A 22,665-nucleotide genomic window follows, 5' to 3' on the forward strand; every position below is an offset into this window, starting at 1 on the left:
AAAAGTGGAAATGTAGGTTTATGGGTTTATGCATTTTCCTGATGGCCTTGACAACCAAGGATTTCACAGAAATTGTCACAGTGTGAAGCTGTAACAAAGCGCTCTCCACGTTCGAATCGCTCAACCAAATCCTTTCTTACTTCACTTCCAGGTTTCTGGAAGATGTACTCAAGCTGGAGATCCTCGGCCGTAGAAAGTAGTCGTTCTATGCTGAAATCAACATGGTAAAAGCAAAACTGATTATCAACCGGGGGAAAGTTGCTTTTGGTACTGTTCTCGTTTTTGGATTTTAGTTCATTCATGAGCTCTCCTTGGTTGAGAACAGTATACAAATCTCTTTAGGGATTTTTTTTCGTTAATAGCACTTTTTTGAGTTTAAAGAGTATGTTCATACCAGAGCATTAGAGGCTACGAAAAGGATAATGGAATTAGAAAGATAGATTTTAAGTGGTGATGTAAGGTGGGATAGGTAGAAGAGGAGTAGACGCTTGTAAGCGAGGCAAAAAAAAGGCACGGAAACCGTGCCATAAGAGTATGTGAGAAAAAATCAAAATCAGGGAAAGAATCAAGCAGCTTGTGAAACTGAATCTCCAACTGCAAGATTTAAATTTCTTAGGTTATCGAAAACTTCAGATACTAAGTCATTACGGTCGTGGATTTTAATCCGCCCACCGGTTAACTCTGAAACATAAACGGTATGGCAGAGGTCAGTAACCACTTCGCCGTATTCATCAACGACTTCCAAAGATGCAATCATCGGAATATAAGAAGCCGCAGCATAGCTCTCATAAATACTTATTATGGAGTCATTGTTGCGTCGAGAAATTACCCTACCAGAAGGTAAAGCCTCATCTTCCATATAGCAATCAGATAGGTCCTCACAGAAGTCATTTTCTTTAAGTGAAATATTAAGGGTCAATTCACTGTTGATAGAGCGTGAATAAGAATATTCACTCAGTTTATAGCAAGCCAAACTAATATCACTAAAAGTTTCATAAGCTTTATAGAGGCTCGATGTTATAGACTCAGATACAAATGTTATTAGTCCAATAAAATGAGTATCCCAGAACTGTTGCAAAGCAAAACGGGCAATCATAACCTGACCATCAACCTGCATCAGTCTGTTATATTCATCCCGGTCATAACCTTTCGACTGAGAAACATCATTAGACATGCTAAGAACTTCACTACAAACATCATCATATTCAAAACGACTAGTTGCAAAGTGTTTTCCTGAAATTTCAAGGTACTGACCAGAGACTGCGTCAAACACCTCAAGAAAGTAACAGAGTCGCGATTTTAAAGATTCTCTGTTTAAAGCTTCTATTTCATTCTCAGAGATACTATCGACATATAAATCAACAACATTCTTGAGTTCAATAGCTTTGATATTACAGGTAAAAGAAAGCTCGTCACTTTGACAATGGCAAACACTTAATACTATATCCGCCTCATCAAAATCTATGCCAAGATAACTCAGAACTGCTCGGACATAGTTTTTATCATCAGATGAATGTGTCATATACACTACCTCGAATTTGAGAGGAAGTGCCCCAGAAGGGAAGCGACTTCCCCACTGGGTTAGATAAAAATTTGGTTAAGCTAAAAGAAGATGCCAGCGACAGATTTTACATTGTCATAGACAAGTGTCTTCAGCCAACCAAAGTTACTTTTTTGGACTGAAGCAAAAGGATCATTGAGACGCGTTACGAAAATCGTCAAAAGCTTCAGTTATTAGTAATGTGCGATCAGTTACTCTGTATCGGTCATTACTTTCGAGAGATACGTAAGTTGAATGCGAAGAATCACAGACAACACGCCCTCTTTTATTGATCAATCTTACTTCCATCATCACCGGCACATTGATAATTGAAGCAACATCGGTATAGAGGGATATGAGGGCATCATTGTCACAATATAACGCCCCGTTCCCATCAAATGTATCGTTAAACTTAATATATATATCTGGCATATTTGCCGGATAATCATCAGTATTGAAATCAATGCATAACTTTAAGTCATCATTAATACGGCGATTAATCTTATGCTGCCCTACACGTACAAAGCCATGTTCAACAGCTTTGATAATCCTTAAAGTTTCATTAAGACAATCTGTAATTCTTTTCTCGACAAATGAGATAAAGTCACCAAAGTCGGAATGAAAAAACTGTTTAAGTGCAAATTTCGCAACTAACACTTTCCCATCCACCTTCATTTTATCGAGATAAAGATTTCTTATAGCATCAGTAGAAGAATTAGCTTTAGATAACTCTTCACAGTCATTAATAATCATTGAAACAATATCAATAACTTTAACTGGGCTTAAAGTATTACTATATCCGCGAATATCAAACGTAAAAAATCCGAAATTCTTAAATACTCCAAGAAAATAAATTATTTTTTGTTTCAAAAGAATAGAATCGGAGTAAGATGCGTTGTGCTTTATTAGCTCAGATATGTAGAGATCCAACATACAATTTAAATTATCGATATCTACATCGTAATCAAAGGTTACTTTGTCGAACGAAGTATCAGATAATTGAACGGTTATATCGTCAGCGGAAACATTAAGGCCTAAATTTTGATAAAGAAAGGCACTAACAAATTCCACGTGGTCAGATTCTTTAAACATTTACACTACCTCATGACTAAAAAGGAAGTGCTTCCCACCGGGAAGCAGGTTCCCGGATGGGTTAGATTAATTATAAAAGAGTTCTTCAGAAGGTACATGCATTTCTGGTTTGAACTGTTTTAAGGAGTTGTTTATAGCTTTTCGATATAACCCTGAAGAGTGTGGCTTAAACATTTGATATTCCGTAACGAGCAGAGGAGACGTAAAGCATCCTAAGTTCACTAGTGAAATACTTGATGTTTCTTCACAAACATCTAATTCAGCGTATATCCGCCTCTTCATTACCCTGCCTGCTAAATAGCGACGAACATGATTTATAAACTTGTCCGCATCTGATATAGAATTAACTATATAATCAGATGTGACTATCTGATTAGATACAGTTTCAGGTATAGCTTCGGCTATTATTTTTACGTTCATTTCATAATCAACACTATGGAAGCAAGCAAGAATTTGTGGCTTCGCGCTTTCTAAAATCTTTTCAAGAACAGAAAAAATCAGAGAGAACTCGTTTAAAATTCGCTTTTGTATAAGTCCATGTAGATGTTTTATGAAAGGAGAACCGTGTTCAACAAGGCCTAGTATAAGATCCTTAGAGGCCAAATCTGAGCGGTAATAAACGTATTCTAGATTATCCCGGTTAAATCCTTTGAAAAGCAAATCAGGCTGCTCTGAGACCAGTCGTAAATGAGTTGAAGCTATAGAAACTTCAAAACGAAAGTTCGCGAGATTTACAGGACCTGCTTTTAATGTAGCCGCTTCGGAAAAATAAATGAAAAGAGGATGCAAATCATCGTTACCACTGTAAAGATGGTCTGCACCCTTAAGATATTTCACCAAATGAGGTAGAAAAGATATTACTGGAATATCAGCCACAAATCGAATATGCCGAAATGGTTTTGAATCCAAATATATATTTTCCACTACAGCGCCAACAAAACCCATTTTAACAAGAATAGATTCAACTAACTTTTGTATAGCATTCATTTCAATACCCTCTTAATAGAGGGATTTCTCCCATAGGGAGAAATCCCTATGGGAGAAAATAATTTTAATTAATAATTATAGCGAAGCGCATGTTCTTTTTCACTAAGATGGTTTTCATATTCCGACTTACCAGAACTTAAACACTCTTTGAAAAAGACCTTTGAAAAATTCTTCAAGTCACTTCGGTTATTAATTTCTTTGTCAGACATCAACTTAGCTGAGTGTGAGGTATCAACAGGCCCCAACCACCATTCATATTTAATATAAACACAATTGGTTTGTGTATGTCCATTTAGAAATCGTTTTGCATTTCTAAGTATTTTTCTACAACCGTTAAGGTCTGAAAGTAAGATATCTGGAGCAATGAGCTCTTCCAGAATATGACCAGGTAAGCCTTTCCTAAAAAGCTCAACATCGTAACTACAATACCAGTCACGATAATTAAAAGCTTTAATAAGTCTTTCAGGTGTATCCAAAGATATCTTATTCAGGATTTTTAATGCAAAGCATACAGCATCTTTTAACAACTCGTGCACCTCAACATTGATAAATGAGAAAAACGAGCTTAATTCTTTCTCTAAGGAATTATACAACTTACCGTAAATATCCTGAGAAAAAAGATACTGCAATCTTTCTTTATTATAAGTGCAATTCGAAATTGAATAGACTTCTCCTCTTTCGATTTTGCACCCTTCCCTTAAAACTATAGGAAACCTCAAATGGTTAACAAAGAAAGAATGATTCTTTCTTTGCTTCAAAGCATCTAATTGAAATTTCGTAATTTCCTCCAGATTTGCATCTTCAAAACCTGGAAAGGGAATATCACAGAAACAAGAACTATATGCTTTTGCTGATTCATACATAAACTCCAGTGAAACATCAGCATCAAAAGACATACCAGAGAACATGCCCTGCCCATTGTCTAAAAATGTAATGTTTTTAACCTGTATTTTTTTATGTTGAACAACCAAAAAGGCATTAATGATTTTTTCGATAATTTTCATGTGATCCTCTCTCAATAAAAAAAGGGATCACTCCCATATGGGGTGTGATCCCCACATGGGTATAATTTAATTAAAAATCTGTAAGACCTAAATCTTTATTTCTACCACAAACTGTAGAAGATATAAGACGTTTTACTCGCTTTCGAGCACTTCGGCCTGACGTATCTTTCAAGTACATCGGTAATGACAATGATGAAATTTGATTACTTCGCTTATGATGGCAGACTATATAGCCCTGCCTCCACCCCGAACGCACAAACTCACGGATGCGGTTAATATATGCCGAAGCTTGAGATTTTGTACTTATCGATTCAGAACACTTTAAGTTCTGTTCGATAGAGTAAAGCTCAGCCGCCATGAATTTCACCTCATACAGCTCATCGCCATAACTTATAGTTTTCAACAGCTCTTCCTTTTCCCGAATGAAAAATACTTGCTGCATTCCAAGGATCAGGTCATAGGCCTCTCGAAAGAGGTCGATAAGCTTATTACGAACATAAATCATAAACTCCTCAAAGTGCTGAAGCCAGAAATAAGCCGCATTACTTATTTGTGAATTGTGAGAACAAACAAGCCCTTTAGCAAGCTCGACCTCTTCCTCCCGAAAAGTAAAGTTACTTTTCTTAAACCGACTTTGTTCAAAAATGCTTTGATGCATTTCTATCCATACAGAAACAAAACCGAGGGATTCAAATTCTTCGTTTAACAAATGTAAACTTTCGAAGATTTTCTGAATTTCGATCCCGATGTCATATGACAGTGGACATTCTTTTATAGAATAAACATAACCGGGTAGGAAGTGAGATAAATGCTCAGTTCGCAAATATAAACTGAATTTAAGTTCTGTCAGTGGTTGTTTCAAAGATAACTTAGATGATTCGCTTATATTTACTGGTTCAACGCCATTTCTAATCAAAATAGCTTTTACCAGGTCCGTAGCTAACTTCATACAGCCTCCATTCGTTATTGAGGCCTCCCTGATGCAGGTTGGCCATCAGGGAAAATATGTAAATCAATTAGCAATCAATCAGACCGTTGCCATGACATTGTCAATGTATCTGACAAGGGATGGGCGGTCGTCCTGTAAGGCAAAACGGCGAAGGTCATCAAGATTATACGCAGGAAGATAATCAGCGTAACCTCGAATACGAAGGTCCTCAACCACAACTTTTATATACTCAAATCGTCCAAGATTCCCTTTTAATGGGGGTTTTCCTGGACTAGACAGCATATCGTCTGCTTGCTCCCATGTGATTTCTTTAGCTTCACCACTATGTAGATCAAGATGGACATATATGAATGACTTATAATCTCCACGGCAACGAAGATAATATTTCGGATAGAAATATTTGTCACAACGCAACAAACACGTTCCTGAAGGACGAACTACGTACAACAGGTTTCTGTCATTTTCTAATATGCTATGTTTCAAAATCGTTATATCTATCTCATTATCATGCAGCAAATAGCATGACGATGGTTCATTGACGATGCGCGATTTTATAACAGCAGCAAATTTATTAAAAACTTCGTTAATTTGAAAATTCATTAAAATGCTCTCCGATGTAAAACGACGAGCATCACCATAACGGTAATACTCCCGTTATGGGTTTTAATAGTTTATGGAATAACCATGTCATACAACCGACCATAGCCAGTAGTACCGCACATTTATTTAACTGAGCAAGCATCTCAGCCGTGAAAAGACCTTAAAGGCAGGTAATTATCACGAAGGAAAGCGGTTATCTTATCAATACAATTTTAAAATATAATATTGATAAGATAACCCCCCCCGCAAAAAGCGGGGGAGTTATCGTTGTTACAGCTGATTAAGACATTCAGGAGCCCAGTGAATCGGGAATCCATCCTGCCCTGTTAACTGGAGAACATCGTTCCAGTCGATACCCTTTTTCCCATCAGGAATATCTTGTGCTGGTTCGAAGACTTCAATTGTCAGCTTTGATGCGGGATATCGTTTAGCCAAAAACTCAACCATGCGGCTTTGAAGTCGCTGAGCAGCTTCAATACCGGCACGAGTGCCTTGTGAGTTAGCAATATCCTTATCCGCCCAGATATAAAAGTTTATAGATTTTACATCCGGCGGAGGCAGTAAAAAATCAGGAACAGTAACGTTTTCAAGGCACCATGCGGAGCTGGCTGCCCAGCATGGTGTTGAAGTCGCTTCTACAACAGAAAGCGCGTTCTCGATCCCTTCAGCCACTCCCAGTGTCCAGGTCGAACTACCTGAATCATAGTGAGGGTCAAACAACTGAATTGAGCCACCTGTCATATCGGCAGGAGGCTTCATCATCAGCTTTGGATTTTCTACAGGTGCCTTATCACCATTTTTGTCTACGTATGTTCTATGAATAGTCAGAGGCCGACCTCGGGTGTCACGATAGATCGCAATCATTCCCGGATAGATAATCGATTTCTGCTTATCTTTATCCCAATAGTAGATCCGGTTATTAAAGCCTAAATCCTTTGGTAAGTGACTCAGTAAGCGGGAGATCCCACGATTACGGAGGTACAAAGCAACAGGAGTATTAGGCTTGATTTCACCGGTATAGTGATACATCACATCAAGTTTTCGCATTCGCTTTGCCACTTCCTCTCGGTCAAGAGTTTCTGTGGCACGAACTGCTGATTTATAGCGTCGTTCATTTTCAATGTCGGCGTCAGTTAACGGAGCATGCAGATCCATCCCGAAAAAATCTGAGAGAATCTTTTTGCAAGTCTGCGTTTTACTTAATTCATAATATTTCGCCAGAACATCAATTCCGTCGCAAAACTCATTTACCGGAAAGTCATTATGGATCGCACATCCGGTATAAAGGTCTTTTTGTCGGAAACGAAACTTCGATTTCCCTGCGCCAGTAAACGGGCAAGGAACCTGGCTCGGGGCTTTTGCACAAGCGTCTTTGAAAGCAGGTATTCTTTCGAATATATACTTCCAGCCAGACACTTCAGCAATTCGAGCATGAACGAGTTTAATAAAGTGTTCAGATACTTCCTGTGGATTACGACGAAGAGCCGGGGATGCATAAGTCATGATGATCTCTCTTATCTGGCATTGTGAGTTTCTCAATGCCTTCTGCGGTGCAGAAGACAGGGAGAAACCCACAACGCAGAATTTAAGAAAGAGGGCCCGGGGGCCCTCAACATTTATGCTTCAGTCGTGAAGCCATTATTCTCAAGACACTGTATGTAGTTATCTACAAGTAACGCAGCCTGCTGGCTATTACCCTCCGCTATAGTGACTTCGCGGAAGATTCTTTCCTGAGGGCTATCATTGCTTATAACTTCACCAACACGTCCGAAAATACGGACTTTATGCATCGCACCGACTTTTTCATGTTCTACACGGTAAGTTTTTATCTGAGTCATATTTTGCTCCTTATTCCTTCATGGAGCAAAAAGACCCACCGGGGCCTTTTGCCCCGATTGGGTAGAGTTTATTAAGAAAGTATTTGATGAACTAGCTTACTGACTTCAATAGACAATAAAGAAGTATCATCAACTGTTACGAAAGTGTCCGTTTCAAAACCAATTATTTCATCAGTCTTAATACCAACACCAACGATTTCTATTCCATTACATTTAGCCTTTTCCATAACTTCGCCGATAGTAAATTCCGATTTATTCGGATAACCATCAGTTATAAGAAAAATTATTTTCCTATCGAATTGGCTGTCAAGTAACAGATCAACAGCTGCCATTAAAGCCGATCCCGTAGGGGTATAATAACCCTTACATCCAAGAGTGAATTTCGATAGAGATTCCTCAACGCTTTGATCAAACGTTTTGATAATCTCAAATTCACTTTCCTTGAAGGGAAAGACTATATTGGAGACATGCATTTTTGACAAACTTTCAGCGGCCATCGATAAAGCAAGATCTGACTTAATGGCATGAATATATCTTTCATCATTAGCCATTGACGCTGAAATATCACGAACTAATACGAGGCCAACATGCCCTCTATTTTTAGATTCGCTTTGAGCTCTGAAGACATCACGAACTCCCATTGGTGACAGAATTAATCGATTTCCATCGAAGGTAATTCCACGCTCATGAGTTTTGTTTCGGCCACGCATTTTAACCTGCTGTAAAACAGACAAGTCGCTACCGATTGAATGACTCAGAGACAAAGCCTCATTGTAAACATTCAAATCGATAAGGAGATCAGGGATATCCCATTCAGAAGCACCGAATTCGGCTTTCACGTCATCGGATACTTTTGATGCAATACCTTCAATCTCTTTAGCCAAAGCATCGTGATAATCTTCGCTATCCTCATCACTGCCAAGAAAGGCATCCAACAAATCTGCCAGTATCTCCCATTGAGCCGATGAAAAGTTACTTTCATCTTCAACGTTAGTCGAACTGGCTTCATCTGATTCACTCTCGGAAGGGTTAATCGCATCAGTATCGTCTTCAATAATGTTATCACCTGTGGGATTGCCACCGGTGGGTTCATTATTTCCCTCGTTATCTTCAGCAAGTTCTGAAGGCTCAGAACATCCCTCTTGAGCAAGATCAGAGTTATCGGAAGTATCTGCCTGACCTTCACTATCGTCCTCAGAATCATCCTCACGACTATCAGTCGACTCAAGCGATTTATCTTCTGATTCGGTATCGGTATCGGTATCGGTCTCGGATTCATCATATGCCTCCTGCTCCTCCTGCTCTGTCTGCTGCTGTTGTTCCCTTGCCTCATCCCGCAGTCTCTCTAAAAGAGCCAGGGTCTTACGAGCAAGGGATTCACAGCCCTGAGTATTTTCACAACCAAGAGCATCATGAAAAATTTCCTCAACATCAGAAATTACTGGAGAAAGTATCTTTTGGGCATAGTCAAAAAACGGATCGAGTGTTTCTTTGTGACCTGCCTGCTGAAGGACTTTTACTCGCAATGAGTTAAGCAGATACCACTCAATAAATAGGACAGGATTTTCCGGACGAGAAGATATATCAGGAGTCATCCTTCCGGCTTTAACCATCAGTGCGTAAGTGGCTGCAAGCCGCCGCTTTGCATCCGGATAATCGTTACCAACCTTCTCTTCCATCTGTACATCATCGAACAGATTTATAAGCCCGGTAAGACGTTTTGCCCTGCTATAAGCTTTACGTTTCTCAGCGAGGCTCTCAAACTCTGCATTCATTCCGTCATCGAAGCGTGTAAACCCTTCAGATGACTTGAGAACACTATTAAAGGCGTCACTGTAAACCTCGCTGTCGGTATAGCGACCATGACCAGCTTCATGACAGGTAAAACCTTCAATCAGACTGACAAAGTCATCATCGCTATAATCGCCGTTTGGTAAAACACAAACTTTATTTACAGGATCAAAATACGGTCCTTTGGTATTGTCGTCTATTACAACTCTTACATCGCCTAAGCCGCTAATGACTTTTGCTATATTCTGTAAACGCTTAATATGGCGCGGTGATGATTTAAGATCTAATTTCATAGAATACCTCTTTATAAAAAAGGGGTACTCACCCAGATGGTGAAGTACCCATCTGGGGTTTTTAATAAAGCAAACAGTTACCAGCCTTTGAGCTCGATATCAAAACCATTTTCAACATTGTCTTCCTGTTGCGAAACTGATTTCTCAGGTTCAGCTACAGGATCAGTGTTTGAAAACGTGCTGTTATTTATATCGTTCTCTACGACAGGTTCAACCTGGAACACATTTGTTGAATCTAAAATAGCTTCAATACCTGTGTTCTGTAGCGCGTTCGGTTCTGTTTGTGAGCTTTGATTAAATGATCTGGTAATAGATTCCAACCAGTCAGTAACCTTTTGCTCTCCTGAAATAATACGCTTTAACATTGAAGCATCACTCATGAAATAAAACCACTGCTGTAACACCGCAACGTCGCGAGGTTCAGAAATGGCACCTTTAGGTAAATTATTCATTATGTGTTTTATAGCTTCTGCAAGTACTGCCGCCTCTTTATGTATAAACATGAAGCTAATGATCTTATTTTGCATTTGCTTCAGTCGGTCAATAGTACTTGAGCGCAAATTGTTATTTTTGCTAATTTTTTCATAAACCTTCATTGCTTCTTCTGCCAGATCTGTTATCAATTGTTCCTGATAGTAGTCCTGGGTTTCATCACCTTCAACGCTAATAGGCGTAAAAGGAATAAAGTGAGCAATATTAAATCTAAAGGATTTTATGAAATCATCTTTAGTTAATTTCAACTGATCAATCAAAGAAGACATTCTTGGGCTTCTATTTTTTTCAGCCTCAATATGCATCTCATAATTGTCTACAACGTTTTGAATACCTGCCTGAAACTCTCGTTCAATCTCTTGGGCCCCTTCCAGAAACTCTTCCATACTGGATACTGGTAAAATCCACATATTGCTATAGCGGATGCACAAGCGTGAGCAAAGAGTTGATATTCTGCTGGTAATCGTACTTTTGAAGCTAAGGGCTTTTATGTCAATCCAGCGTACTTCGCTTTTAGATACGCTTTTTTGATCCGTAATATCATCTCCATCATAAGACAAATCGATTTTATCGGTTCGACGCGATCCTTGACAGCCACTTATTTCAATTTTTGTTATAACTGCACCTTCCAGTAAATCTGGATATGATTTTGCAAAATTCTCAGAGATTTGTTTTGCAGATACTTTGTTAAGCATTGAAGTATTTAAAGTCATGGGTTTCTCCAAAAAAAAGGGGAAACCCTCCCCAACGGGAAAGATTTCCCGATAGGGTTGATATTAAAGCTTCTCTGGTGAAATTAAAAGAATACCGGGAAACTCAGCAACAACATCATCATTGCCCATTGCTCCCTGATACATATAACCTTTTAATTCCATTTGTTTAATCAGACCTTCCATATTTATTTTACCATCATGATAAAACAATAAAGAATAGTCGTTATTCAGTTGCATAAGTCCAGTAAAATTAGTTCCGTTTTTTGCTATAGCAATGGTAGCAGCACCATCCGTACTTAAAAACGCACTAAATTCAAGATGGGATAACTCTGAGATACAAATATCAGAGGTTTCATAACAAATCCCATCTAACTCGACTTTTTTGCTGTGAAATACTCCAGCGATTTATCCTTGTCTTCGCCAAGAGAAAGATCTATAGCTTGAAGAACAAGATCGACCACATGTAAAGGTAAAGCAGAAGCAAAAGCTATTTTGAAAGTGTCAAGAAGACTAAAGGTTTTTAACGTCATCGACGTGCCAACCCAAGCTACTAATTGACGAATATCCATCACACTGTCTTCTGTACCAGAGTCATTTACTGCAATCGCTACTCTTACGAACTTCTCAATGACCTGAAAAGGCAAAGAGCTATATCGTTTAGTAAGCACATTGGTTAAAGCAACTTTGTCGGGCTTCTCCATTTCAACTATCAAGAACCGCTTTATAAAAGCTGCATCTTGACGTTGAGAAGAAACGAACCGGCGAGCGCCTCCACTCATGTTTGTGTTTGCAGTACCAATAAATCGCGTGTAGCCATTAGCAGTTATAACCTCACCACCATTAGCACTGAGTGACCAGGGCTTACGTTCAATGGGCATGTGAAGTTTTGCTGCCGTATCAGGATCGATTTTGTCCACTTCATCCAGAAGAATGAGGTGACCATTACGAAATCCCGTTACCAAATCGCTGTGTACAAAACCTGTATTACCACCATTAAGACTGCGCTCACCTTCAAGCTCATCAACTCGAATATTGCTGTTGATCTGCTTAATTGTCAGCGGCCAATTCATCATGTGGCTAATGTACATTACCATTTCAGTCTTGCCAGAACCGGACTCACCTTTAAGACACACACTTAAATCTATATCCGGACTGATAAGCAGTTTAACCACTTGTTCAAGTATTCGGGGATTTGGTATGTAGTCTTTGTTCAGCGGAGCTCGATACGAGGTTTTAGTTTTGAAAACAGGCACAGCCATCTTTGGATCCATTTCTGGAATACCAAAAAGGTCCTTTGCTAGAACTAAAAGATACTCACCTTTATCCACATAATGTTTTAACTTTATAACATCCGGGGAAAGAAGAGCTTCTAATTTTTCATAAGCATCAGAAGATGTTTCATTTAACTTCATAGCGGCATTAGACATTTTTAACTCCGGTAAAATGCAAACACCGCCCTCTGGCAGATGTTTGCCAGTGGCATTTTATTTGAGATTCATTTGGCAAATAGTTGCCATCAGTTTCCTGATTTGAGGCACATTATAACCAAGATGATTTCCCACTATTTCAAAAGCTTCAGACATGATCCATTCAAAATGATTTTCGAATATTGGATTGATTTCTAACTTGCCAAAAGCGTTTCGTTTAGTTAACAGATCACATGAAACAAGCTCGTCAAACAACTCTAATGTGGATTTAAAAGCTTTTATGTAAACATCCATAATTTCCCTGTCAGTCCATTTAACAGCCAGTTTTTTTTCTGACATTAAATAATCCTGATCAAAGAAGATGTCCCAGCCCATATCGTCATTGCAATCATGCAAAATGATTTCATCATCATTCCTGCATTCAGCTAATTTCGTGTTTTCACTAATCGAACGATGCGAATGATAATAGAGCCATGATTTTAATTCCGCTCTAAATTCACATGCATCAAGTCCATGACATAAACAAGTGTATTCAAATGATTTTGACATATACCACCGTGTTTCAGCTTCTAAAAGTGGATTCACTGTGATATTACCATTGTCATCTTTGAAGAATAACTTTCTCCTCAACACTAGTTCTTTAATGATTTCCAAAGACTCTTCCATAGCGGATAGAAAAACAACATACACATCCTCAGGGGTCCATTCTATTACCAGACCACCCAAATCTGGGTTATATTCTTCAACCGTATATAGATAATCTGTTTCTGCTGCAAAATTAATTGTATGCAAAATCTGATTTTTAAGTAATTTGGATTTTTCATAAAGGTGATTTTCACGCCTTTCAGAATCATAATTTATCTCAGAAATGTTACTTTCTTCTGATTTAAAGTTTAATCCGGACGTGTAAGCATCATTTAAATGCTCTTTGGGTGAATCAACTATTTGCGTTATTTCATCTTCATCTATATCGAGTATAGAAAAAAAACTAAGTTGATTACTACTTATTGCAGTAGCCCTAAATTTTTGTTTCATGGGGACTCCAAAAGGAGAAATCCCATGAAGGGATTTCTCCCCTTTAGGGTGGGTTTAATGTCAGATCTGATTAAAGCTACTTTGTCCAAAACCTTTTAGAGGTTTAGGTATGTGAGCCAACTTACTTGTTGCTACCACTCTCATGTAGTCAAGAGGATGTTCTCTCCCTTCAATCATAATAGTATCGACAACAATATAACCGGAGACCATCAACTCATCACCCTGATTTATACCAGTGAAACAGGTTGAATACATTTCAGGCGACACCTTGATTTGAACTGAAAATTCTCTCTCAGTGATTTCACCATCAACTTCTGTCTTCATCCTATTTTTGAGCTTTATTAACAAACCTATACTCTGGTCAGTCATTTTTTTCTCCACAGCACTGATAACTATCCCGGACACTTTTACTTCATTGATATATTCAAGATATGACATTTTCCGCTCCTCGATTTGTTCAAAGAGAAGCCCCGTTAGGGTTCCCCCTTAACAGGATTAAATAAATTTATTAGTTACATACATGAACGTGCAGACTACCAAACAGGCAATTCCGGCAATATGTAACCAATTTCTTGTTGGTTTAGTTGGTGCAATCGCTAAAGAGTTCTCCAACTTCTCTGTTACAAGACGTCGATTCTCTGCTTTAGCCGCATCATCTAAATATTGAGTTTCACGCTTAGCGAGAGTCTCAATTTTCGATTTTATTGCATGGTCCCATCCTTTAGTTTCAAAAACGCTTAACTCACTAAAGGTGTGCGTCATGAGATCTTCTGGGAAACCCAGTTTTTTCATTAACGGACGAATGGTATCATACATTTTTTCTACATTTTCGTAGTGGGCCTTTACTGCGACATCAAAACGCTTACGTAAAGTTAATTTTTCACGTTTGCAAATGATGTCCGAAACCCAATTTATTAACTGCTCATTTTTGAGTTCACTGGCTTTTTCAAGTGAGTAATCCAGATTATCCACGTCAAGAAATGAATTTAATCCGTATTTTTCAAACTCCTCAACAAGATATTTATCCAGTTCAGTTAAGCTTTTAAAAAGTGGTACATCTGGGGAAGCTTTAAGAAGCTTATAAGCTCCTTCGAAATCAATTTTCTTGACCACGAGCTCCACAACATCCACATGATAATAGCTTGAATAAGCAGAAAGCTTTTCGGCCAACAAAGACACAGGCTTAAGAGACTTAAGTTCAATGATATTTGGGCCGTCCTCATTCAAAATAACAATCAGTTCATTATCACGTTCTGTATATTTCATCAGAACTTCTAAGAGCTGTTTGTTTAGCGCCTTATCCATCTCTGGAATAATTTCACTAAAGGTTTGATGAAGGGCTTTACTGCGAGCTTTATTTTTAGACATTTGGGGTCACCTATATATAGTAAGAAGGAAGAAACAATTTTTTGTTTCAACACGAAGGCAAAGCCTGTCATTCATCTCCCGTAAGCTATGAACCGCCTGATTTATACTATCTGGCATTAGAAGTACGCAACAAAAATAGCTCCAGGAGGAGCTAAATTAGTTACGGTTTGGTAAATTCAGATTGCCTTTTTCAGGCATGGGAAGTGCACCAGCGACAAAGGTGACATTTTGCCGGTGGTGTCTTACAGCTTGTTTAAGCTGGCCGCTTTTCACGGCTAAATCAACGCTTAACGCGAAAGTAACTTTAAGCAAAGTTACTCAAATTTGGGAGCTGATATTTAAGCTCATTGTTTTTATACTATAGCTTTAAGCATAAGTAAATGCCCATATCGAATTATTCTGTATAAACTGGAGAAATTCGAATATTAGCTGCTTCTTTTATCTTTTCTTCACTGCATTCTCTTAAAAAGAAAGAAGGGTCACCATACCACATTACAAAAAGTTGCTTTTCTGCACGCGTAAATCCAACATAAAGCAAACGTCTTTCTTCTTCTATTGCCTCCTCCCCAACTGATCTTTTACTTGGTATCTGATCCGCATTACAACTCATTATTATTACTTTATTCCACTCAAGACCCTTTGAACCATGCAAGGTTGATAGGACTACTTTCTCTGGGCTGTATTCCTCGTCCTTCTTCCTAGGGCCTAATGACATTGCAGCAGCACGATTGATCATATTCATCCAACCAGTCTTTTCTGCCCACTGTTTACAAGTGTCTAAAGCAATTTTTGTTAAGGTTGCTGTACCTTTATTACTCCTCATCTTGATTGACGACGATTCCATCCATTTCGTAAGGTTGGCGAAACGTTTTGCTATCTCAACTTTATCAGTACTTTCCTGGGTAAAGCGCACGAAGTTTGAATGTAATGTTTTTGTTTCGAGAGAACTGTCCTCCGGGATGGCAAGGTCGCCAAAAGTAACTTTTCTTCCTCTCATACTCAATGCCACATCATCCAAAACTGATTCCTGTTCTCCAAACAATGCCAATACTCTCTTCATTAAGCGAGGATCATTTGATTGTCGGAAAAAGGCCATAAGGCTTAACACATCGCTTGTTTCTTTTTCATCCCAGAATGATTTACCTCCGTAACGAATTACTGGCTGTTCGATCAAACTTTCTAGCTCATCCAAGTGAGCATTATTGCGGCTTAGAATTGCCCATCCATGTGGATCCTGATTTATAAGGCTTAAAATACCCTGTATCTGTTCCTCCATATCTACATATGAACGAAAAGTGACCTTTCCTCCTCCCTTTTTTGCCGAGCGTAACTCTTTGGCATAACGGTAAACATTCTTTCCTATCAGTGCTCCGGCCACCTCTAAAATTTCAGGTTCACACCTAAAGCATGTGTTTAAGTAAAATATGTTAGGTCTGAAGTGTTTTTCAAACTGTTGAAATATTTTGACTCCTCCTGAGGATCTGAAGGAGTAGATGGCCTGATCATCGTCTCCAACTATACTCGTATAGACTCCAGCTCTTGTATGCAATGCTATCCATGAGAATTGTATAGAGTCAGTATCCTGAACTTCGTCTACTATCAAATGTGTCAAATCTAACGTGCGCATTTTTCCCGAATGCATTTGACCGACAACAAATTTTGAAAGAGCATTGAGGTCCGCCACATGGTCTTTCTGGCATAACGCCTGATAGGTATTAAATAAATGGATCTGTTGTCTGTTATGCCGAACTGAAATCACATCCGTATCCATTTCTCTGCCGATAGCATCAATAACGAATTCAGCTTCAGCAAACTTCATCGTTACACCGGATTCTTTCAAAGCCCGGTGAATGACAGATCTCTGTGCTGGCCCTATCAACATCTTTCCCGGCCAGCGAATCATGTCCAGTTGCTTCTTAACGAGTCCGTGAAAAGTATCCACCAGCACCCGGTCAAGATCCTTCTTGCTCAATCGCTTTTGTAACTTTGCTGCAAGTGCGTTTGTTGCAGCGCGAGTAAAGGTCACCATCCCGATTCTTGCATATGGATACTTTTTGAGAATCGATATAACCGCTTCTATCATGGTGAATGATTTGCCTGATCCAGGCGCTGCTATCACCATATTGTTTGCGCTAGCATTCTCGATAACAGGTCTTTGCTCTTCTGTTGGCTTACCCATTTCAACCTCATTACTTCGTTTTAATAATTATACATTTTTATAAAAGCGCTTTTCTTGTGTACTGCTGGTTCTACTGGAAATCACTTTTTTTCCTTTTTTATGCAATCAGGTTGTTTGTGAAACGCGTGACTATGGAATAATGGTTCCATCTCCAAAAGACATTACAAAAAGGGCTTTAAATGAAACTTTTACGTTTAGTATCTCTGGTCTCTTCTGTCGTCATTGGTTTTTCCCTATCGGGTTGTGCCGGTGACACCGGCACTACGCCAGGCACCGCTCTGAATGCGTACAGTCACGGCCAGTACTGGCATGCTAAAGCAAATGATTCTGTCGCCAAGAATGCCTATTCGTTTGCTGGTTTCGACGTTAATTTTAAGGAGCAAGAGGTTACTCCTGGAGGGGATGCCGACAACTTTCTTTCTAAGTATCTCATCAATAGTTCGATGGGCTACGTAACAGGCGGTCTAAAAGGTTTTGGGATCATGAGCCTCGGCTCTTTGTACAGTTCTTCTGACGCCGAATACATCCAGGTCAATCAATACCTAGTGTTCGTCCCCAATCCAAAAAAATTGCCTTACAATGATGAAAGTTTGGTACGTGAAGGAGCTAAGTATGTTTTTGAGCATACAAAAGCAACTCAGGCCTCATTTGGATACAACCCTGAAAAACAGAAAGCAGCTCTGGCCACATGTAAAATTGATATGGCAGTCGTCAATAAATGGAGTACCTGTGATCTGCCCTCTAAGCCTGATGCTGATGTTTTCCCTACAGATTCAATGTACAGCTTTCAGGCGATTCGCCCCGCAACAGGAACCGAAATTCCTCAGCTAAACCTTCCCGCTGGTGATTACGCTGTAATTCGTTATGTGTTCATCCCATTTAAAGGAAACGAAACAAGCGCTGATTTTTCGGGTATCATTTTCCGTTCTGATAGCCCAAATACAACAACTCCAGGGGGTGTTGCAGCCTCCATCAACGGAAAAGATTATTACCTCTTTACCGGTGAATACGGTAAAAAAGGCTTCCCAGAAAAAACATTGAAAGCCAAGTAATTAAAAAAGGGGCCTAACGGCCCCTTCTTCAATATTTCGGCAACTGCTTGCCCGTAACCGGATCCAGCGTAGTTGAACCTACCTCACATATGGCCGGTCGAGGTAAATAGCTACAATCTACATTTTCCTCTTTTATAGCCTGAGCATTTTCTTGTCTGGCCTTTATCATATTTTCTTCACCGCCCATTGCTTCCTTGGTACGTTCTGATGGAAGTTGATAGTTCTCATTCTGGAATGGTAAGTTTTCCACAATTGATTCTTCGGAGAATTTTGAATATTGATCAGGAACTTCTCCTACCTGAACTGCATCATTAATCCACTCCGTCAGATCAATTTTATCGAAATCCAGTTGCTGTATTTGCTTTATTGATAGCCCCACGCAATTAGAGGCGACAGGGTCTATTCCTAATTGCGGATAAGCTTGTTGCATAATAACGCGTGACAACATGGAATTATAACAGCACATGTCTGTTGCTTTTTTAACGCATTTCTTTGTGAAACCAACATTCAGATATTTGACGCATCGTTCCGTATCTAATGTAAAACAGGATTTTTGATTCTTATGAATAGAAGCTTCCATCTCTTTCTGGTCGCATGCTACCAACATTTCTAAAAGCATTTTAGTGACCTGATAGGCTGTATAAATCCAACCGATCACGTTTAATGCAAGCATAAAGTTTTGAACCGCAGCCGAGAAGACAACCTCTCCTCCGGTAGTAGCAACGTTCTTAAAGACAAAGTCTCGAACTGTATCTGGTAGCAATTCGTAGGCTTTCTTCATTGCCATCTGCTTAAGCTGACCTATACCGAAGCTGGACATTGTTTCCTGTGCCAACTGGCCAGCACCTCCTGCCCCTCCAGAAGTTGCGGAAGACCCAACTGCCCTGCTTAGATTACCAGCGACGTTTTCATATACGCTCGTTAAGGAGCTCGTGACATTGTTCCACATTTGCCCTACTGTTTTACCAGCTGATGCAGTCCACTCACCGACCGCATTGGACATAGAAGCCCATGTACCTGTATCACCGCCGGTCCATTTTATTAGCTGAGCATTAACTCTGGTCCAGTTAGTGTTTCTGATCATAGATCCGGCAAGCATGATACCTTCAAGTGCTCCTGCGGTTCCCTGCGGTGCTTCGCAGCAGTCCGTCTTTGCCAGGCCATTTACAAAGCCTACTGAACGACCACACCATTCAGGTTTTCCTTCAAAGACAGAACAGGAATTGGCATCGTTAGGGTCTTCGCATTTGGCTTCGCCCTGCATGTACTGAACCATGTTTGAATAAGCCGCAACTTTTCCAAAATCGTTGTTCTCTTCCTTTGGCCCAGTTTCGCATGTTCCTCCAGAACATGGGATCATGCCAACACAGGCATTTGTAGAAGATTCAACCTCACGAACTACATCCTTACCTCTGTCACAGGTGTATTTCTGTTCATACATGTAGCAGCTGTTAGTGCCCTCATCGAACCAACCCTCTGCACATGTTTGTTTATCGAGTACACATGCTGCATCATTTTTATAAGAACTACATGCATCAGGCATACTCTTAATTTCTTCGTAGTTGTAACAGAGGTCCTTTCCATTAGCGTCTTTCATAATTTTCCCACTGGCGTCATAAGAGCAAATCTTGTCTTTAGCCAATGGATCACAAAAATAGCCTTCAAGGTTAGTCTTCCAGGTAAGAAAGCCTTTATCGCCTTCATACAGCGGCTTTGCCATAGAAAGCACGCTTTCCGGAAGCCGCTTCGTGCCAACATCCATATCTTTAAACCGATCGAAACGGCAGAATGTATTTGGTGTTTGTACAGCATCGTAACAACCAGCTGGTTCCTGGACGTGCTTATCTTCGAGCTTCATATTTTCAAACGTCAGCTCAACCTCAAAGTACCCTTCACCTCCCCCACCAACCCAGACTCTGGATGCCATTGTCACTTCACGATCAGGTTCTTCATAAACTGATTTTCTGACCTTTTCAGTTACATCGTATACTTTGTCGAGTTTCCACGATTTTTTTAACTCCCAAGATCCCTTTGGAGCCGGATAGTCACTTTCTCGATATGCACCATCTATGTGAGCAAAAATCTGCGTGCCATCAAGTGTTACCCGCATGTGGTCATCCCACTCCGCGTTAACAATCTTTGCTGAGGCCAATTTTGCATCCGGATGGAATTTTAATGTCAGTTCGTTATCAAATACCCCGTCACTCCAGTAGTTGTCATCACGGCGACCAAACCATATACGCACACAATTATCGCCGCACATCGACATGTCTCCGTTTCCGCCTGAAATGTATACAGGAACAGAGAAGTCACGAGTTATCGTGCAGCTGCTGAAGTTATCTTGCTTAGGCGAGTTACAGTAGAACTCTTTGTAATCAGGATAGTGTGTGGTTACTGTTTTTTTGGAGGTCTCAACATTACAGTTCTGAAGCCAGTTTCCAGTACCAGCAACAGCATTGGTTATCTCATTTCTCCCCGCAGTAAACATGGGATCGTTAGGCTTTACAGACGATGCCGGGTTGTCCTTGTTAGCATTTACGAGGGTGCGGTAGGCAACGCCATCATAACTTTGAGCATCAAATAACTGGCTTTTCCGATTCTTTATATCGTTAACAAAGCCATCCTCATCCCCATAACGATCTGCGGCGTTGAACTTTATATCGCTGTGCTTTTGCTCTGAGCTGAAAATCTCTCCCGTATTTGTTTTGGTTCCAGGAGTAGTATTGGGATTACTGCTTATACCAATGTTGCCATTAGCATCACGAGAGAGCAGCTTTGCCCCTTCCTTGGTGTAGTTTGAATTGATTGTCCCTCCAGACATACTCGGCAGTTGTACGGCGCTACCAATAGACTTTCCATCGGATGCGGCATTTTTCATGACACTTTCATTAGAGTTCCCTGCCCCATACTTCCCGAGATTAAGATTAGCGGATTCGGCTTTACCCACGTATTTCTCGGTGATCTTCCCACTGACATTCTCGCCTGAATCCGCGTTCTTGTATTTCTCCACAATGTCCTGAGCACTGGTGGTTGCATTGCGATTTGCGTTAGGATTTGCAAGGTTAAAATTATTTTCGAGCTGGTCAAATATAGCGTCAGCAGCGTAAACACGTGGTGTCATTACCATGTTTATGAGTGTGACATAAAAAGCCCAACTCATAGTATTGGCAACCATTGATGCAATAATCGCTGAGGTGATTGTTTTTCTAAGTTTCACTTATTTTCTCCTTAGAAATCAAACGCCTGGAACGTAGCGAACACAACAGTCATTGTAACGCCACAACATATAGACATAATTATCGTTGCCTATTTTTTTGCGCCCACCTTTAAGGGTTGACCAGTCGTGTACCGAATCACCAAGACGATGACAGCAATCCGGTCCCTTCGCCTCAGGAGTAGGGAAAAGCATTGAAAGCCGATACTGGGAACGTGGTGTAAAGTATTCCCACGTTTTCTCACACATTGCGTCTGCTCCCATCGTTCGCATCAGCATGCCTTGGCGATGTAGTTTTGTCAGAAGACGCTGGGTAATCAGTGAACTCGTCCTTACAGCGTCATCATTTGCGTAAATGTGGCCGGTTAATGGGTAAAGGTTGCCATCGCATCCGGCACAAAAGTATGCAGCGAGATTATCCTTTCCTGCTGTTACTGCTACACAGTCAGCAGCGCACACCATTGAGGCAATTGGGTTTGCAAAAACTACTGCCTCGGGATTCAGGACGAGTGTAAGCAGATCACTTTCCCACATAGGGTCCACTTCGCTTATATAGGTCAGGCTGGCATCTATATAGGGTTCAGCAGTGCACTCGCCAATAATCAGTAATTTGAGCATTGTCATGATTGGGAACTCCCAAAGATGAACATCGTAAAATCCGGCTTCAGTTGCTGTCATTGGCTGATTAGTGTTGCTTTTACCAATATCAAACTGCGATTTTTGAAGCATCGTGCCTTCAAGAAAGGGGCTGCACCAGGGGCTCTTTACAACTTCTACAATCTTCACCGGCTGAAAGAAGCTCAATTGCCAACCTATTTCCGGTACGCCGTTCTGATCTGTGCAGTAGCAACCCGGACGTGAAGGTGCAGCGCCTTCTGGAGCAGCCCCTATGCCCATTATCCTCATGGGAAAAATGCAGCTCCAACAGATATTCTTAATCAAGCCCTGCCACACTCCAGCTGACTGACACATAGCCCCAGGGACTCCAGCATCTGCTGCCATAGCCATACCAGGTATAGAAAGCGAAAGCATAACTGCTACAATGAACTCTAAAAGTAACTTTTTGAATTTTTTCACCATCATGCTCACTT

Annotated in this window: 20 protein-coding genes; 1 reads left to right on the forward strand and 19 read right to left on the reverse strand. The window is 40.1% G+C overall.

What is annotated here, in order from left to right:
* Window positions 1–26: 26 nt before the first annotated feature.
* From EOS97_RS24725 to trhI, 17 genes are all read right to left on the reverse strand, one after another.
* The gene (locus EOS97_RS24725) at window positions 27–302 is read right to left on the reverse strand and encodes a hypothetical protein (protein ID WP_001004201.1); all 276 of its coding nucleotides are present in this window, start codon (window positions 300–302) and stop codon (window positions 27–29) included.
* A 263-nt stretch (window positions 303–565) separates the two neighbouring features.
* Window positions 566–1,522: a hypothetical protein gene (locus EOS97_RS24730; protein WP_046788424.1), complete on the reverse strand. Its 957-nt coding sequence runs from the start codon at window positions 1,520–1,522 to the stop codon at window positions 566–568.
* Between the two features lie 171 nt (window positions 1,523–1,693).
* Window positions 1,694–2,632: a hypothetical protein gene (locus EOS97_RS24735; RefSeq protein WP_000472043.1), complete on the reverse strand. Its 939-nt coding sequence runs from the start codon at window positions 2,630–2,632 to the stop codon at window positions 1,694–1,696.
* Window positions 2,633–2,698: 66 nt separating this feature from the next.
* On the reverse strand, window positions 2,699–3,619 hold the full coding sequence (locus tag EOS97_RS24740) for a hypothetical protein (RefSeq protein WP_000991699.1): 921 nt from the start codon (window positions 3,617–3,619) through the stop codon (window positions 2,699–2,701).
* Between the two features lie 68 nt (window positions 3,620–3,687).
* Window positions 3,688–4,623 carry a hypothetical protein gene (locus EOS97_RS24745; protein WP_000691118.1) on the reverse strand — a complete coding sequence of 312 codons (936 nt, stop codon included), beginning with the start codon at window positions 4,621–4,623 and terminating at the stop codon, window positions 3,688–3,690.
* 70 nt (window positions 4,624–4,693) lie between these two features.
* Entirely contained in the window at window positions 4,694–5,572 is an 879-nt protein-coding gene (locus EOS97_RS24750) for a hypothetical protein (protein ID WP_000762004.1), read from the reverse strand.
* A 78-nt stretch (window positions 5,573–5,650) separates the two neighbouring features.
* On the reverse strand, window positions 5,651–6,172 hold the full coding sequence (locus tag EOS97_RS24755) for a hypothetical protein (RefSeq protein WP_001010933.1): 522 nt from the start codon (window positions 6,170–6,172) through the stop codon (window positions 5,651–5,653).
* A gap of 270 nt (window positions 6,173–6,442) precedes the next feature.
* Entirely contained in the window at window positions 6,443–7,675 is a 1,233-nt protein-coding gene (locus EOS97_RS24760; RefSeq protein ID WP_000220381.1) for a toprim domain-containing protein, read from the reverse strand.
* Between the two features lie 113 nt (window positions 7,676–7,788).
* Window positions 7,789–8,010, reverse strand: a complete 222-nt coding sequence (locus tag EOS97_RS24765; protein WP_042634307.1) for a hypothetical protein — start codon at window positions 8,008–8,010, stop codon at window positions 7,789–7,791.
* Window positions 8,011–8,081: 71 nt separating this feature from the next.
* Window positions 8,082–10,094, reverse strand: a complete 2,013-nt coding sequence (locus EOS97_RS24770; RefSeq protein WP_046788423.1) for a VWA domain-containing protein — start codon at window positions 10,092–10,094, stop codon at window positions 8,082–8,084.
* Window positions 10,095–10,171: 77 nt separating this feature from the next.
* On the reverse strand, window positions 10,172–11,299 hold the full coding sequence (locus EOS97_RS24775; RefSeq protein WP_000174395.1) for a DUF3150 domain-containing protein: 1,128 nt from the start codon (window positions 11,297–11,299) through the stop codon (window positions 10,172–10,174).
* Between the two features lie 63 nt (window positions 11,300–11,362).
* Window positions 11,363–11,536 carry a hypothetical protein gene (locus tag EOS97_RS26825; protein WP_001176647.1) on the reverse strand — a complete coding sequence of 58 codons (174 nt, stop codon included), beginning with the start codon at window positions 11,534–11,536 and terminating at the stop codon, window positions 11,363–11,365.
* A gap of 131 nt (window positions 11,537–11,667) precedes the next feature.
* Window positions 11,668–12,726, reverse strand: a complete 1,059-nt coding sequence (locus EOS97_RS24780; protein ID WP_000063335.1) for an AAA family ATPase — start codon at window positions 12,724–12,726, stop codon at window positions 11,668–11,670.
* A 57-nt stretch (window positions 12,727–12,783) separates the two neighbouring features.
* Window positions 12,784–13,761 (reverse strand): hypothetical protein, encoded by a 978-nt coding sequence (locus EOS97_RS24785; RefSeq protein ID WP_042634278.1) that lies wholly within the window; start codon window positions 13,759–13,761, stop codon window positions 12,784–12,786.
* A 60-nt stretch (window positions 13,762–13,821) separates the two neighbouring features.
* Complete coding sequence (locus EOS97_RS24790; RefSeq protein ID WP_000120822.1) at window positions 13,822–14,199, reverse strand: hypothetical protein; 378 nt, start codon at window positions 14,197–14,199, stop codon at window positions 13,822–13,824.
* Between the two features lie 57 nt (window positions 14,200–14,256).
* Entirely contained in the window at window positions 14,257–15,129 is an 873-nt protein-coding gene (locus EOS97_RS24795; protein WP_000041927.1) for a hypothetical protein, read from the reverse strand.
* Window positions 15,130–15,523: 394 nt separating this feature from the next.
* On the reverse strand, window positions 15,524–17,308 hold the full coding sequence (gene trhI, locus EOS97_RS24800; protein WP_042634277.1) for an IncHI-type conjugal transfer helicase TrhI: 1,785 nt from the start codon (window positions 17,306–17,308) through the stop codon (window positions 15,524–15,526).
* A gap of 179 nt (window positions 17,309–17,487) precedes the next feature.
* Between trhI and EOS97_RS24805 the strand changes: the two genes are divergently transcribed.
* Complete coding sequence (locus tag EOS97_RS24805; RefSeq protein WP_000771832.1) at window positions 17,488–18,360, forward strand: hypothetical protein; 873 nt, start codon at window positions 17,488–17,490, stop codon at window positions 18,358–18,360.
* 28 nt (window positions 18,361–18,388) lie between these two features.
* On the opposite strand, the gene trhN is transcribed toward EOS97_RS24805, so the two are convergent.
* Both trhN and trhU read right to left on the reverse strand, forming a co-directional pair.
* On the reverse strand, window positions 18,389–21,577 hold the full coding sequence (gene trhN / locus EOS97_RS24810) for an IncHI-type conjugal transfer protein TrhN (RefSeq protein WP_000776705.1): 3,189 nt from the start codon (window positions 21,575–21,577) through the stop codon (window positions 18,389–18,391).
* Window positions 21,578–21,595: 18 nt separating this feature from the next.
* On the reverse strand, window positions 21,596–22,651 hold the full coding sequence (gene trhU, locus EOS97_RS24815) for an IncHI-type conjugal transfer protein TrhU (protein ID WP_181196458.1): 1,056 nt from the start codon (window positions 22,649–22,651) through the stop codon (window positions 21,596–21,598).
* Window positions 22,652–22,665 lie beyond the last annotated feature (14 nt).

The organism is Salmonella sp. SSDFZ54, assembly GCF_004010735.1.
Taxonomy (GTDB): Bacteria; Pseudomonadota; Gammaproteobacteria; order Enterobacterales; family Enterobacteriaceae; genus Salmonella; species Salmonella enterica.